This window comes from Campylobacterota bacterium, from assembly GCA_040752835.1.
Lineage (GTDB): Bacteria > Campylobacterota > Campylobacteria > Campylobacterales > Sulfurimonadaceae > Sulfuricurvum.
In genome coordinates, this window is record JBFMGG010000005.1 from 175,369 (window position 1) to 188,636 (window position 13,268).

The 13,268-nt window shown below is 52.6% G+C and carries 16 protein-coding genes and 5 tRNA genes; 20 read left to right on the forward strand and 1 reads right to left on the reverse strand.

Annotated elements, in window-relative coordinates; genetic code table 11:
- Positions 1-44 precede the first annotated feature (44 nt).
- Genes AB1763_04135 through AB1763_04145 form a run of 3 tightly spaced genes read left to right on the forward strand, consistent with a single transcriptional unit; the run spans position 45 to position 3,564 of the window.
- Entirely contained in the window at positions 45-899 is an 855-nt protein-coding gene (locus tag AB1763_04135) for a polyprenyl synthetase family protein (GenBank protein ID MEW5832008.1), read from the forward strand.
- Positions 896-2,812 (forward strand): transketolase, encoded by a 1,917-nt coding sequence (gene tkt / locus AB1763_04140; GenBank protein MEW5832009.1) that lies wholly within the window; start codon positions 896-898, stop codon positions 2,810-2,812. The genes AB1763_04135 and tkt overlap by 4 nt, the downstream gene beginning before the upstream one ends.
- On the forward strand, positions 2,812-3,564 hold the full coding sequence (locus AB1763_04145) for an RNA methyltransferase (protein ID MEW5832010.1): 753 nt from the start codon (positions 2,812-2,814) through the stop codon (positions 3,562-3,564). Before tkt ends, AB1763_04145 begins: the two co-directional genes overlap by 1 nt.
- On the opposite strand, the gene AB1763_04150 is transcribed toward AB1763_04145, so the two are convergent.
- Positions 3,548-3,871 carry a thioredoxin family protein gene (locus AB1763_04150; protein MEW5832011.1) on the reverse strand — a complete coding sequence of 108 codons (324 nt, stop codon included), beginning with the start codon at positions 3,869-3,871 and terminating at the stop codon, positions 3,548-3,550. The two genes, AB1763_04145 and AB1763_04150, sit on opposite strands and share 17 nt — an antisense overlap.
- A 12-nt stretch (positions 3,872-3,883) precedes the next feature.
- On the opposite strand from AB1763_04150, the gene AB1763_04155 reads away from it, so the two are divergent.
- From AB1763_04155 to rplL, 17 genes are all read left to right on the forward strand, one after another.
- A complete protein-coding gene (locus AB1763_04155) occupies positions 3,884-4,765 on the forward strand; it encodes a radical SAM protein (protein ID MEW5832012.1) in 882 nt (293 codons plus the stop codon).
- Positions 4,762-6,114: a magnesium transporter gene (gene mgtE, locus AB1763_04160; protein ID MEW5832013.1), complete on the forward strand. Its 1,353-nt coding sequence runs from the start codon at positions 4,762-4,764 to the stop codon at positions 6,112-6,114. The genes AB1763_04155 and mgtE overlap by 4 nt, the downstream gene beginning before the upstream one ends.
- Before the next feature lie 9 nt (positions 6,115-6,123).
- A complete protein-coding gene (locus AB1763_04165) occupies positions 6,124-7,272 on the forward strand; it encodes a sodium:proton exchanger (protein MEW5832014.1) in 1,149 nt (382 codons plus the stop codon).
- Positions 7,272-8,009, forward strand: coding sequence for a YaaA family protein (locus AB1763_04170; GenBank protein MEW5832015.1), 738 nt, complete (start codon positions 7,272-7,274; stop codon positions 8,007-8,009). Before AB1763_04165 ends, AB1763_04170 begins: the two co-directional genes overlap by 1 nt.
- Positions 8,010-8,077: 68 nt before the next feature.
- A tRNA-Thr gene (locus AB1763_04175) sits at positions 8,078-8,153 on the forward strand.
- 57 nt (positions 8,154-8,210) lie between these two features.
- Positions 8,211-8,296: transfer RNA gene (locus AB1763_04180), tRNA-Tyr, on the forward strand.
- Positions 8,297-8,299: 3 nt separating this feature from the next.
- A tRNA-Gly gene (locus AB1763_04185) sits at positions 8,300-8,376 on the forward strand.
- Between the two features lie 98 nt (positions 8,377-8,474).
- A tRNA-Thr gene (locus AB1763_04190) sits at positions 8,475-8,549 on the forward strand.
- 94 nt (positions 8,550-8,643) lie between these two features.
- Positions 8,644-9,843 carry an elongation factor Tu gene (gene tuf / locus AB1763_04195; protein MEW5832016.1) on the forward strand — a complete coding sequence of 400 codons (1,200 nt, stop codon included), beginning with the start codon at positions 8,644-8,646 and terminating at the stop codon, positions 9,841-9,843.
- A gap of 37 nt (positions 9,844-9,880) precedes the next feature.
- Positions 9,881-10,033 carry a 50S ribosomal protein L33 gene (rpmG, locus tag AB1763_04200; GenBank protein MEW5832017.1) on the forward strand — a complete coding sequence of 51 codons (153 nt, stop codon included), beginning with the start codon at positions 9,881-9,883 and terminating at the stop codon, positions 10,031-10,033.
- A 27-nt stretch (positions 10,034-10,060) separates the two neighbouring features.
- Positions 10,061-10,136, forward strand: a tRNA-Trp gene (locus AB1763_04205).
- Between the two features lie 61 nt (positions 10,137-10,197).
- Entirely contained in the window at positions 10,198-10,383 is a 186-nt protein-coding gene (secE, locus tag AB1763_04210) for a preprotein translocase subunit SecE (GenBank protein ID MEW5832018.1), read from the forward strand.
- Positions 10,384-10,392: 9 nt separating this feature from the next.
- Positions 10,393-10,923 carry a transcription termination/antitermination protein NusG gene (gene nusG, locus AB1763_04215; protein ID MEW5832019.1) on the forward strand — a complete coding sequence of 177 codons (531 nt, stop codon included), beginning with the start codon at positions 10,393-10,395 and terminating at the stop codon, positions 10,921-10,923.
- 21 nt (positions 10,924-10,944) lie between these two features.
- Complete coding sequence (rplK, locus tag AB1763_04220) at positions 10,945-11,370, forward strand: 50S ribosomal protein L11 (GenBank protein ID MEW5832020.1); 426 nt, start codon at positions 10,945-10,947, stop codon at positions 11,368-11,370.
- Between the two features lie 65 nt (positions 11,371-11,435).
- Positions 11,436-12,131 carry a 50S ribosomal protein L1 gene (gene rplA, locus AB1763_04225; protein MEW5832021.1) on the forward strand — a complete coding sequence of 232 codons (696 nt, stop codon included), beginning with the start codon at positions 11,436-11,438 and terminating at the stop codon, positions 12,129-12,131.
- A gap of 113 nt (positions 12,132-12,244) precedes the next feature.
- Complete coding sequence (gene rplJ / locus AB1763_04230; protein MEW5832022.1) at positions 12,245-12,724, forward strand: 50S ribosomal protein L10; 480 nt, start codon at positions 12,245-12,247, stop codon at positions 12,722-12,724.
- Positions 12,725-12,805: 81 nt separating this feature from the next.
- Positions 12,806-13,177 (forward strand): 50S ribosomal protein L7/L12, encoded by a 372-nt coding sequence (gene rplL, locus AB1763_04235; protein ID MEW5832023.1) that lies wholly within the window; start codon positions 12,806-12,808, stop codon positions 13,175-13,177.
- The last annotated feature ends 91 nt before the right edge of the window (positions 13,178-13,268 follow it).

The window sequence follows — 13,268 nt, forward strand, 5'->3', positions numbered from 1 at the left end:
CGGGATGGTACAATTTCGCCAAAAACGGGGAAAGGTAGCGGGTTATGGAAGCGTTTGAAGCCTATCTGTCGGCACATCTCCCCTGCGTCCCCAGTTTCCATCCCCATTACGAGCGCTCGCTTCGCCAGATGCTCGAAGGGGGAGGAAAACGGTTTCGCCCCGCGTTGCTGCTGGGTGTCGTCCGCGCTTTCAATCCGTTGATGCTCGAGGGGGCCTATCCCGTTGCCCTTTCGCTCGAACTGCTGCACACCTATTCGCTGATTCACGACGACCTCCCTTCGATGGACAACGCCGATCTGCGCCGCGGGATGCCGACGCTGCACACGACGTACGACGAGGTGAGTGCGATACTCGCCGGAGACGCCCTCAATACCTACGCGTTCGAGGTCCTCTCCAACGCGCCGCTGAGTGAGCGCGTCATCGTCAGGCTGGTGCGTGAACTCTCCTCCAACGGAGGAGTGTCGGGCATGGTGCTGGGGCAGGCGATCGACTGCCATTTCGAAAACACTCCGCTGGACGTCGAACAGGTCCGTTTTCTCCACATTCACAAAACGGGCAAATTGATCGCCGCGTCGCTCAAGATGGGGGCCATCGTGGCCGGGCGCGACGATATGGCCGAACGTCTCTACGATTTCGGGATCGATCTTGGATTGCTGTTTCAGATCCAGGACGACATCCTCGACGTGACGATGAGCAGCGAAGAGGCCGGGAAAACGACGAACAACGATTCGGCGAAAAACAGTTTCGTGACGCTGCTGGGCTATGACGAGGCGCTGCGACAGGCCGATGAACTGGCGCAGAAGCTGCTGGGCATGATGGAGAGTTTTGACGAGAGTTTACGGCGTGAACTCTCCCCAACACTGATCCACTACATCAATCGACATAAGGAACAAGTATGAGCAACGCAATGCGTCAAAAGATGGCGGATACAATCCGTTTTTTAGCCGCGGACATGGTACAACAGGCCAACTCGGGCCACCCCGGGGCTCCGATGGGGCTGGCGGACATTGCCGTCGTCCTCTCCGAACACCTGAACCACAATCCCAAAAACCCAAAATGGCTCAACCGCGACCGTCTGGTCTTCTCCGGCGGACACGGGACGGGGCTCATTTATTCGCTTTATTACCTCTGGGGATACGGTCTGGAGATGGAAGATCTCCAATCTTTCCGCCAGCTCGATTCCGCAACTCCCGGGCATCCCGAATACGGTCATACGGCCGGGGTAGAGATTACGACGGGGCCTCTGGGACAAGGTGTTGCGAACGCCGTCGGATTTGCGATGGCGGCTTCCTATGTCGGCCAGAAGGTCAATTCGGAAACGGCAAAATTGATCGATCACAACGTCTATTGTCTCTGCGGTGACGGCGACCTGGAAGAGGGGATCAGTTACGAGGCGTGTTCGCTTGCGGGGCATCTGGGGCTTGAGAACCTGATTTTGATTTACGATTCCAACCGCATCACGATCGAAGGATCGACCGAGCTGAGCATCAGTGAAAACATCCGCGGCCGTTTCGAGTCGCAAAACTGGGCCGTTCTTGAAATCGACGGGCACAATTTCGACGAGATCGACGGCGCGATCACGCAGGCCAAGCTAATGAGCCGGCCGGTTCTCATCATCGCCAACACGGTGATCGCCAAGGGGGGGGACAAGCTGGAAGGCTCGCATCACTCCCACGGTGCCCCGCTGGGACACGACGTCATCAAAGCGGCCAAGCATGTGGCCGGGTTCGATCCTGAAAAAACGTTCCACGTCGATGCGGATGTGCTCGAGCGGTTCCGCTGCGCTATCGAAAAAGGAGATCTCGCCGAACGCGAATGGAACCACCGTCTCAAAGAGCTTCCGCTCTCGGAACAGAACGAAGCGTACGAGCAGCTAATCAACCCCGATTTCAGCCGTATCCAGTGGCCGGCGTTTGAAAAAGCCGACGCAACCCGTAATACCAACGGCATCATCCTCAATGCTATCGCCAAAGCGATTCCGGGATTCCTCGGCGGTTCGGCGGATCTGGGCCCCTCGAACAAAACCGAACTCTCGGGGATGGGCGATTTCCCCAAAGGGAAGAATATCCATTTCGGGATCCGCGAACACGCGATGGCTTCCATTACGAACGCGATGGCGCTCTACGGCCCGCTGATCCCTTTCAGTGCCACGTTTTTCGTGTTCAGCGACTACCTCAAACCCTCTGCCCGGATCGCGGCACTGAGCGGAATTCAGCACTTTTTCATCTGGACGCACGACAGCATCGGCGTGGGCGAAGACGGCCCGACCCACCAGCCGATCGAGCACTTGAGCCAGTTTAGAGCATTGCCGAATTTTTACGTGTACCGTCCGGCGGACGGAAATGAAAACGTCAAGTGCTGGCAGAAAGCGCTCCAGATGAAAAACGCCCCCTCGGCGTTCGTCTGCTCCCGCCAGAACCTTCCCCTTCTCCCTTCTGCGGCAAAAGGCGAGGTCGCCAACGGCGGGTATTTGCTGGTCGAAAAACCGAACGCGACGGTAACGCTCATGGCGTCGGGCTCGGAAGTAGGGCTTGCACTTGAGACCGCGCAGCTGCTCGAAGCCAAAGGGACCGCCGCCAACGTCGTGAGCGTCCCGTGTTTCGATCTGCTGCTTGAACAGCCGCAGAGCTACGTCGAGTCGATCATCAAACCTTCGACCAAAAAAGTGGCGATCGAAGCAGCCCGCGGGCTCGAATGGTACCGTTTTGCCGACACCGTCGTCGGAATGGAAAGTTTCGGCGCCAGCGCGCCGGCCGATAAGTTGTTCGAACGGTTCGGGTTCAGCGCGCAGGCGATCGCTTCGAAAATCTGATGCACGATTCACCCGAATATCTAGAGAAAAAACGTTTTTTCGATTCGCTGGTGACCCTGTACGGCCGCAATGTGGCCGTAGAGGTGCTTCGTGACCAATCGGTCGAAATCCACAAACTGCATCTTTCCAAAAGCAACCGGATCGACGAAACGATACAAGAAATCGTCGATTTGGCCGAAATGCGGGGCGTTGAGATCAAATACCATACGAAAGAGGCGTTGTCGCGCATCTCGAAAAACAGCGCACAGGATCAGGGAGTCGCCCTGGACGTCAAGGCGCTCAATTACCGCAGCGCCGCGCAGATCGGCAGCGATTTTCCCGGAGCGTTCCGCCTGCTGGCCCTCGATGGGATCAACAACCCCCAAAATCTGGGGATGATCATCCGCTCCGCCGCCGCAAGCCGGATTGACGGCATCGTGCTGCCCAAGAAAAACTCGACCAGGCTCTCCCCTTTGGTGATGAAAGCGAGCGCGGGGACATTGTTCAAAATCCCGATCTACTACTGCGATACGCTCAGCGAGATACTGGGATTGGAAGAGACGGCGTTCATCACCCTTTCATCCCACGCGCGCGACGATATCCATTCCCTGAAAATCCCCTCACGTGCCGTTTTTGTGCTGGGGAACGAATCCGAAGGGGTCAGCGATGCGGTCATGCGGGCGTCGACCCACAGCGTAAGCATTCCGATGCACCGCGGGGTCGAGTCTCTCAACGTCGCCGTGACGGCGGGAATCGTCAGTTTTCTACCATAAGGCAATACGGTCGCTCAATCGCGTCAATGACTTCACCCACACTCATATGGCGGCTTTTGCGCAAGAATTCCCGCCCCTGAAAGAAAATCAAAACGGTCGGAATGGCGAAGACGCTAAAATGGGATGCGATTTCGGGTGTTTCGGAGATGTCGATACTCTCAATGATGAACGTAGGGAAGTGTTCCATAACGGCTTCGGTCAGTTTGGGTTTGAGGGCATGGCAGACGTTGCATCCGGGTGCGCTGAAGTAGAGCATGACCGCATCGTTCGTGTTTAGGGTATGGCTGATCGTATCAAGTGTTTGCATGAGGGGATTATAATGAAATTTTTCCGCGCTTACGTTGAAATAACCAACATCTGCGGTCTCTCGTGCAGCTTCTGTCCTCCCAGAAAACAGCCGAATACGACGATGCCCCTGCCGTTTTTCCGGCAGGTTGTGGATCAGCTCAGAGACTACACCGACGAAATCGCTTTGCACGTCATGGGGGATCCGATGGTGTTGTCCAACCTCGACGCCTATTTGGACGAAGCACACGCGCAGGGGCTCAGGGTGATGATCACGACGAGCGGATTTTATCTGAGCCCGGAACGGCGTTTCATGCTCTTGCATCCGTCGATCCGCCAGGTAAACGTATCGCTCAACAGTTTCGACAAAAACGGTGCCGGACGGAGCTTTGAGGAATATTTGGAACCGATTTTGGCCCTGTGCGATGAAAAAGTGGACAGAAAAACCGATGCGTTCATCAACCTGAGGCTTTGGAATCTGGCAGGGGCGGAAGGCGACGAGGCTTTCAATGATCGGTTGTTTGCAAGGCTCGAAGAGCATTTCCGTCTGGAAACCGGCTACATCCGTTCACATGCGAGCGGAGAACGCCAGGGGATTCGGGTAGCCCCGAAAGTGCTGATCCATTTCGACCGCTATTTCGAGTGGCCGAATCTGCGTAATCCCGATGCGGGAGACGGTTATTGCCACGGCCTGCGTTCCCAGATCGGGGTATTGGCGGACGGTCGTGTCGTCCCCTGTTGCCTGGATGGGGAGGGGGTGATCGATTTGGGTAACCTGCACGAGACAAATTTGGATAGAATTCTCTCATCGAAACGCGCCGAAGCGATTGTGGCGGGGTTCGAGGGCGGGAAAGCCGTGGAAGAGCTGTGCCGAAAGTGCACCTACAAAAAACGATTTGACAAGGAGTCAACATGATTGAAAACCTGCTGGAATCGATCAACAATCGTGTCGCTCTGTACAACGAGGGGATTGACGAAAACGTCCATATCTACGAAATCGCAATCCTCCTTAAAAACCTTCACGACGAAGACGAAGAACTTTATACCCAGACGCTGGAGACCCTTCCCAAAGAGATTTTGGCCGAAGTCCTTTTGGAAATGCCTCAGCAGCACATGGAAGAAGCTTACGAACAGTTGGGGGCCGAAGGGCTGGCCAACCTGGCTTCGGAACTCGACACCGACGATGCCGCCGACCTGATCCAGCACATCGAAGAGGTGAATGAAGAGCTGGCCGAAGAGGTCCTTTCAAAACTTCCCGAAGAAGAGCGTGCAACGATCGAAACCCTCATTTCGTACAATGAAAACGAAGCGGGTGCGTACATGCAGACCGAATTGTTCGAAGCGCGGGCGGATGAGAGCGTCGGCGAATCGATCAAACGCCTGCGGGCGATGAAAGCCGAAGAGCTGATCGACAACGTCCATCAGGTTTTTATCGTCGACAAACATCGTCGGCTGATCGGCGCGATTTTGCTCGAAGACCTGATCCTCCACGAACCCGACGAGATATACCGCGATATCATGCATGACGGTCACAATACCGTACATGTCCACGCGCACGACCCGATTTACGACGTCGTCGAAGTGTTCGCCAACTACAACCTCAATACCCTCGCCGTTGTCGATGACAACCAGATCCTGCTGGGGCGGATCACCGCCGACGACATCCACGACGTTATGGAAGAGCGGGCAACCGAACAGATCTATCACATGGCGGGGGTCAACGAGGACGCCGAAGAGGACGAAGAGTTCTGGAGCATCGGGAAAACCCGGGCGATCTGGCTGGCGATCAACCTGGTGACCGCCATTGCCGCTTCGGTGGTTATCGGGATGTTCGACGCGACGATCGAAGCGATCGTCGCGCTGGCGATTTTAATGCCGATCGTGGCGTCTATGGGGGGAAATGCCGGGACGCAGACGCTCACCGTAACGGTGCGTAAAATCGCACTGGGCGAGATTGAGGGGAAGGAAGCCTATACGACCGTCAAGCGTGAGGTGTTGCTGGCGTTGTTTAACGGGTTTATTTTCGCCCTTGTCATCGGCGCGGTCGCCTATTTATGGTTTAAGATACCCCTTCTTGGCTTAGTAATTGCGTTATCGATGATAATTAATCTTTTCTTTGCGGGATTTTTTGGTACACTAATTCCACTGGGGCTGCGGCGCGCCGGAATCGACCCCGCAATCGGATCGACCGTTATTCTGACGACGGTGACCGACGTTGTCGGCTTTTTAAGCTTTTTGGGGCTTGCAACCCTCATATTACTATAAGGATCGGAATTGGACAGGCGAGTACGCTATTTTATCGAGGATTACTGGGATATTTTTATCGGGGTGGTCTCGATAGCGTTGGCATTCGTTTTTCATCTTCAGCACGAGTCGTCTCTGGCGACCCTTTTCGCCGCCATCGGCATTGCGGCCCTTTCGCTTACGGTGGCCGAAGTCGCCGACATCCTCTCCGAACGCCTCCAGGAACCTTACGGCAGTTTTGTCCTCACTTTCAGCGCGGTTGCGGTCGAGATCATTCTGTTGTACGTCATTTTGCTGGAGGTCAAACACTCTCCCGAAGTACTCGAAACGGTCAAGGGGGGGATTATTTCGGCGGTCATCGTCGACCTGAACGTCCTTCTGGGGCTCGCCGTCTTTTTGGGCGGGCTGGCCTATACGCAGCAACAGCATAACAAAGAGACCTCCAGCACCTACAGCACCGTTTTGTTCGTCTCCTCGTCGGCACTGCTGGTCCCCGGATTGCTCAGCCACACCGAACACGGTGCGGATGCGTTGACCCACGTCAGTCACCTGATCGCCGGCGTGCTGCTGCTGTTTTACATCGTCATCTTTATTTTTCAGACCCGGACCCATACCCATTTTTTCAAAGCGACGGCGCGGAGCCGTTTTTTCCGTCTTAAACGGAAACTTCAAGAGCACGACGGCGAAATCGACGAGAGTCAATCGACCGATTATGTTTTCGAGCACATGAGCACGGCATTCAATTTCGTCGCGATCTTTTTCTTTATCGCGATTATCGCTTTCGGCGCCGAGATTTTTGCCGGTGACGGGGTTGCGGTGGCGAAGCAGTACGGCATTTCGGCCGGGCTTGCGGGGCTTGTCATCGCAATCATCAGCGTCAGCCCGGAGATTTTCACCGCCGTACGGGCCGCGCGCAACGACCAGATTCAGCGGGTTGTCAACATCGCCATGGGGGCGTCGACCGTATCGATTATCCTGACGGTGCCGATTTTGATGCTGCTGGCCTATTTTAGCGGGATCAACCTGACTCTCGATTTCAACCCGCTGCAGATCGGGGCGTTGCTGCTGACGATCCTGCTGGTATGGAAAACGACTGATGAAGGGGAGACAAACTATTTCGAAGGGGCGTCGCACCTGATGTTTTTTACCAGTTACGCGATCATCGCCGCCTATTACTGATGGTTGTTTTGTTTGCCCCCAGCGAGGGAAAACGCCCGGGAGGTGAGGCCGAGCCTCTTTCGTCGGCCTCGCTCCTCTTCCCCGAACTCTATTCCCGCCGTCTCGAAATGGCCGGGCGTTACGAAGCAATCGTGAGGGAAGGGGACGATGCGGCCCTGTCGGAACTTTTCGGCCTCAAAGATCCCCGCGAATTCGACCGCTACAAAGTTCCGTTTGCCCGTGCGGCGACGATGAAAGCGATCCTCCGTTACGACGGGGTGGCGTACGATTATCTCGATTATCCTTCGCTCGATCAGCGCGCGCAGGAATACGTCGACCGGCACGTGATCGTCTTTTCAAACCTTTTCGGACCGATCGCGGCGGGCGATTGCATCCCCGATTACAAACTCAAGCAGGGCTCGGCTATCGGAGGGAGCGCTCCGGAAACGTTTTACCGCAAACATTTCGCCGAAGCGCTGGACCGCTGGATCGGGGAGCGTGAAGTGCTCGACATCCGCGCCGGATTCTACGACAAGTTCTACGTCCCGAAAAACAGACCCGTGACGATGAAATTTCTTAAAGAGGGAAAAGCGCTCAGCCACTGGGCCAAGGCGTATCGCGGGAAAGTTCTCAGGGAAACCGCCCTTCACCGCCCACAATCGATCAGCGAACTCCTTTCGCTCGACATCGAGGGGCTGAAACTCGAAGAAATACGCGAGACCAAAAAGTCCAGAGAGATCGTTTATTCCATTTGTTGAAAATCTTTTGGCGGAGTCTTGACAATCGGCATCGAAATGACTATAATTGCAGCTCCATTTCGCCAAATGCCGGTTTAGCTCAGTTGGTAGAGCAACTGATTTGTAATCAGTAGGTCGGGAGTTCGAGTCCCCCAATCGGCACCATTGTCCGGAATCGGAACGCATTATTTATTTATCAGTGTTAGACCAGATTATGGCCGTGGTGAGATACTCAAGTGGCCAACGAGGGCAGACTGTAAATCTGCTGATTTTTATCTTCGAAGGTTCGAATCCTTCTCTCACCACCATCTGCGGGAGTAGCTCAGTTGGCTAGAGCGTCAGCCTTCCAAGCTGAATGTCGCGAGTTCGAGTCTCGTTTCCCGCTCCACTGGGAGCTGAAGTACAACCATAATACTACTTCAATCATTACCTTAAAACTGTAAAAATAGTTTTTAAGCTTCCAAATACGAACGTATCATTGTTTATGCTCACGTGGCTCAGGGGTAGAGCACTTCCTTGGTAAGGAAGAGGTCGGCGGTTCAAATCCGCTCGTGAGCTCCAGTAATATTTTTGTAATATTTGAAAGCTTGAAAGCTATTTCAGCTGTTTTTTGGTATAATTCCAATTTCATTTACACATTCAGTCGGAGGACACAATGGCAAAAGAAAAGTTTACGCGTACTAAACCACACGTTAACATCGGTACAATCGGTCACGTTGACCACGGTAAAACTACTTTGACAGCTGCTATTACAGCTGTACTCGCAGTAACAAACGGTGCTGCTATGATGGACTACGATCAGATCGACAACGCTCCTGAAGAGCGCGAGCGCGGTATTACGATCGCTACATCACACGTTGAGTACGAAACAGACAAACGTCACTACGCGCACGTTGACTGTCCTGGTCACGCCGACTACGTCAAAAACATGATTACGGGTGCTGCTCAGATGGACGGCGCTATTCTCGTTGTTTCTGCAGCGGACGGCCCGATGCCACAAACGCGTGAGCACATCCTTCTTTCTAAACAAGTCGGTGTTCCTTACATCGTTGTTTTCATGAACAAAGAAGATATGGTTGACGACGAAGAACTTCTTGAGCTTGTTGAAATGGAAATCCGTGAATTGCTCAGCAACTACGACTTCCCAGGTGACGATACTCCAATCGTAGCCGGTTCTGCACTTCGCGCTCTTGAAGAAGCGAAAACTGGAACACTCGGTGAGTGGTCTGCGAAAATCCAGAAGCTGATGGCTGCGGTTGACGAGTACATCCCTGAGCCGACTCGTGAAACAGACAAAGATTTCTTGATGCCTGTTGAAGACGTTTTCTCAATCTCTGGACGTGGTACGGTTGTAACTGGTCGTATCGAGCGTGGTGTTGTTAAAATCGGTGACACGATCGAGATCGTTGGTCTTCGCGACACTCAGACAACTACCGTTACCGGTGTTGAAATGTTCCGTAAAGAAATGGAGCAGGGTGAAGCGGGTGATAACTGCGGTATCCTCCTTCGCGGTACGAAAAAAGAAGATGTTGAGCGTGGTCAGGTTCTTTGTAAGCCTAAATCAATCACTCCTCACACAAAATTCGAAGCTGAGATTTACGTACTGAGCAAAGAAGAGGGTGGACGTCATACTCCGTTCTTCAACGGTTACCGTCCTCAGTTCTACGTTCGTACAACGGACGTAACAGGTGCGATCACTCTGCCGGAAGGTACAGAGATGGTTATGCCTGGCGATAACGTTAAAATCAATGCCGAACTGATCCATCCGATCGCGATGGAAGAGGGTACTCGCTTCGCGATCCGCGAAGGTGGACGTACTGTCGGTGCAGGTGTCGTTTCTAAAATCCTTGCATAATTTCTTCCGGTCTGCGGACCGGATTTAAAGGTTAACCATGCGTGAAAATATTCACTTGGCTTGTGAAAAGTGCACACGCCGCAACTACCACACAAGCAAAAACAAAAAGACTCACACTGAAAAATTTTCAGTGAAAAAGTTTTGCAAATTCTGCCGCGAACACACCGTTCACAAAGAAGCGAAACTTTAAGTCCTTTCCCTTCGGGGATTCAACCATAGGTCAGTAGCTCCAATGGTAGAGCGCCGGATTCCAAATCCGATGGTTGGGGGTTCGAATCCCTCCTGGCCTGCCACCATTTTCGACTAATAGTGCTTGAGAGCTTTATTCGTTGGAAATGTCCCAAGGATACAATGATGAAAAACACGTTGAGCAATTACATCCACAGCGCCAAAATGGAACTGGCAAAAGTCATTTTCCCGACAAAACCCCAGGTCCGCCAGGCATTTATCGCGGTGCTGGTCGTCGTGACGTTCGTCGTTTTGTTCCTTGCGTTGGTGGACTTCATCATGTCATCAACCGTTTCGGCAATTTTGAGTTAAGGAAAGAACATGGCACATCGTTGGTACTCGATTCAAACGTATGCCGGCAGTGAGCGGAGCGTCAAAGCGGCGATCGAAAACATCATTGCCGAAAATCATCTCGAAGAGGTAATCACCGAAGTTATCGTTCCGACCGAAGACGTCATCGAAGTCAAGAACGGCAAAAAGAAGATTTCGGAGCGTTCCCTCTACTCGGGGTACGTGTTCGCGAACATGGACCTGAGTATCGATCTTCAGCATAAAATCCAGTCTCTGCCGCGTGTCGCGGGATTCATTGGCGAAGCGAACAAGCCGACTCCGTTGAGCGACAGCGACATTAAAGTCATCCTCGACCGGGTAACGAACCGCTCTGCGCCGAAGCCGAAGGTTTTCTTCGACAACGGCGAAATGGTACGTATCGTGGACGGTCCGTTCGCGAACTTCACCGGAACCGTGGATGAATACGATCTTGAACACGGTACGTTGAAGCTCAACGTTTCGATCTTCGGCCGAAGCACACCGGTCGATATTTCGTACACTCAAGTCGAAAAAATCATTTAATCTCAAAAAAAGGAAGCACAAATGGCAAAGAAAATAGCTGGCTACATCAAGTTGCAAATTCAAGCCGGTGCGGCTAACCCGGCTCCTCCGGTTGGTCCTGCCCTTGGTCAACGCGGTGTCAACATCATGGAATTCTGTAAAGCGTTCAACGAGCGTACAAAAGATAAAGCGGGTTACAAACTCCCGACCGTTATCACCGTGTATGCGGACAAAACCTTCTCTTTCATCACAAAGCAGCCGTCAAACACTGCATTGATCATGGAAAAGGCAGGGATCAAAAAAGGGTCTGAAAATCCACTCAAAAACAAAGTGGCAAAAATCACCAAAGCCCAGATCATGGAAATCGTCAAGCAGAAAATGCAAGACATGAACACTGACGACGCCGAGTCCGCTGCGCGTACTATCGCCGGATCCGCTCGTTCTATGGGTATCGACGTCGTCGAATAATCAATTACTCTTCGACCGCAAAGAGGCTAATCCCTGCGGCAGATTCTAGAAATGGAGAATTCATTATGGCAAGCAAACGCTATAAACAACTAAGTGAAAAAATCGATTTGGCGAAAAGCTACACTGTAGACGATGCGTCAACGGCAATTAAAGAACTCAAATCGGCAAAATTCGACGAAACCGTTGAAATCGCTTTGAACCTCGGTGTAGATCCACGTCACGCTGATCAAATGATCCGTGGTGCGGTTGTGCTTCCACACGGAACAGGGAAAGTGGTGCGTGTCGCCGTTTTCGCAAAAGGCGCAAAAGTGGATGAGGCCAAAGCGGCGGGTGCAGACATCGTCGGTGCCGAAGATCTCGTAGACGAAATCAAAGCGGGCAACATCAATTTCGATATCGTTGTCGCTGCTCCCGATTGTATGGGACTTGTCGGTCAGGTAGGGCGTATCCTCGGGCCAAAGGGGATGATGCCGAACCCTAAAACCGGAACCGTTACCGCAGAAGTCGGTAAAGCGGTCAGCAACGTCAAAGGCGGTCAGGTTAATTTCCGCGTCGACAAAAAAGGAAACATCCACGCCGGTATCGGTAAAGTGAGTTTCGATTCAGACAAAATCGCCGAAAACATCAAAGCGTTCGTCGGCGCGATCAACCGTGCGAAACCTTCAACGGCAAAAGGTCGCTATATCAAGAACGCGGCGCTCTCTTTGACGATGAGCCCGGCGATCAAATTCGATACCCAAGAACTTTTGGATATCCGCTAAACGAAAAGCAAAGGCGTAACCGCCTTTATCTTATGGACTGAAGACAGTAGGGGGCCTGTGCCTTAATCGGTGAAAACCGCCCCGCTTGAAGTCATGTCTGGAAAGGAGAAACGATGAACAAAACGCAAAAAGCTGAGATTGTTGGCGCTCTGAGTGAAGAGTTCAAATCGGCAAAAGCAGTCGTTATGTGTGATTATCGCGGTCTCACCGTTGCAGACCTCGAATCATTGCGCAAAATCGCACGTGCTAAAGAAGCAAAAGTCCAGGTTGTGAAAAACACCCTTGCGACAATCGCTCTGAACAATGCCGGGATGAGCGGTATCGACATTAAAGATACCAACATCTTCGTATGGGGTGAAGACGCTATCGCCGCTTCAAAAGTTGCTGTCGACTTCGGTAAAGACAACGATAAATTCGTTATCCGTACCGCATACATCGACGGCGAAGCGGCGGATGAGAAAAAAGTCCGTGCATTTGCTACGCTTCCGGGTCGCGAAGAGCTGCTCGGAATGCTTGCTTCTGTCTGGATGGGTCCGGTTCGCAATTTCACAATCGGCCTCGATGCGCTTAAACGCAAAAAAGAAGAAGCGTAATGACCGCCCTTTCGGGCAAATCAACCACGCTGCGATAAATGTCGCGGCGTAAAAAAACAGAATATCCATAAGGAGAATACCATGGCTGTAACAAAAGAAGATGTTCTTGAGTTTATCTCAAACCTTTCAGTACTCGAGCTTTCTGAGCTTGTAAAAGAATTCGAAGAAAAATTCGGTGTATCTGCTCAGCCTGTAGCGGTTGCCGGCGGTGCCGTAGCAGCTGTTGCCGCTGAAGAAGAAAAAACTGAGTTCGACGTCATCCTCAAAGACGGCGGAGACAAAAAAATCAACGTTATTAAAGTTGTTCGCGGTCTGACAGGTCTTGGCCTTAAAGAAGCGAAAGACGCGGTTGAAGGCGCACCTACAACGATCAAAGAAGGCGTTGCCAAAGACGTTGCAGAAGCGGCTAAAAAAGAGCTTGAAGAAGCTGGCGCCGTCGTCGAAATCAAATAATCATTCTATGATTGGGGCTTCGGCCCCGCCTCCCACAGGGCACTTTACGGAACAGATTTTTATCTGCTCGGTAAAGTGCCCATACGTCGTT

Bases quoted from the DNA above. Each gene is read 5' to 3' on its own strand.
- AB1763_04135 (MEW5832008.1), top strand. From the start codon at position 45: ATGGAAGCGTTTGAAGCCTATCTGTCGGCACATCTCCCCTGCGTCCCC.
- tkt (MEW5832009.1), top strand. From the start codon at position 896: ATGAGCAACGCAATGCGTCAAAAGATGGCGGATACAATCCGTTTTTTA.
- AB1763_04145 (MEW5832010.1), top strand. From the start codon at position 2,812: ATGCACGATTCACCCGAATATCTAGAGAAAAAACGTTTTTTCGATTCG.
- AB1763_04150 (MEW5832011.1), bottom strand. From the start codon at position 3,871: ATGCAAACACTTGATACGATCAGCCATACCCTAAACACGAACGATGCG.
- AB1763_04155 (MEW5832012.1), top strand. From the start codon at position 3,884: ATGAAATTTTTCCGCGCTTACGTTGAAATAACCAACATCTGCGGTCTC.
- mgtE (MEW5832013.1), top strand. From the start codon at position 4,762: ATGATTGAAAACCTGCTGGAATCGATCAACAATCGTGTCGCTCTGTAC.
- AB1763_04170 (MEW5832015.1), top strand. From the start codon at position 7,272: ATGGTTGTTTTGTTTGCCCCCAGCGAGGGAAAACGCCCGGGAGGTGAG.
- tuf (MEW5832016.1), top strand. From the start codon at position 8,644: ATGGCAAAAGAAAAGTTTACGCGTACTAAACCACACGTTAACATCGGT.
- rpmG (MEW5832017.1), top strand. From the start codon at position 9,881: ATGCGTGAAAATATTCACTTGGCTTGTGAAAAGTGCACACGCCGCAAC.
- secE (MEW5832018.1), top strand. From the start codon at position 10,198: ATGAAAAACACGTTGAGCAATTACATCCACAGCGCCAAAATGGAACTG.
- nusG (MEW5832019.1), top strand. From the start codon at position 10,393: ATGGCACATCGTTGGTACTCGATTCAAACGTATGCCGGCAGTGAGCGG.
- rplK (MEW5832020.1), top strand. From the start codon at position 10,945: ATGGCAAAGAAAATAGCTGGCTACATCAAGTTGCAAATTCAAGCCGGT.
- rplA (MEW5832021.1), top strand. From the start codon at position 11,436: ATGGCAAGCAAACGCTATAAACAACTAAGTGAAAAAATCGATTTGGCG.
- rplJ (MEW5832022.1), top strand. From the start codon at position 12,245: ATGAACAAAACGCAAAAAGCTGAGATTGTTGGCGCTCTGAGTGAAGAG.
- rplL (MEW5832023.1), top strand. From the start codon at position 12,806: ATGGCTGTAACAAAAGAAGATGTTCTTGAGTTTATCTCAAACCTTTCA.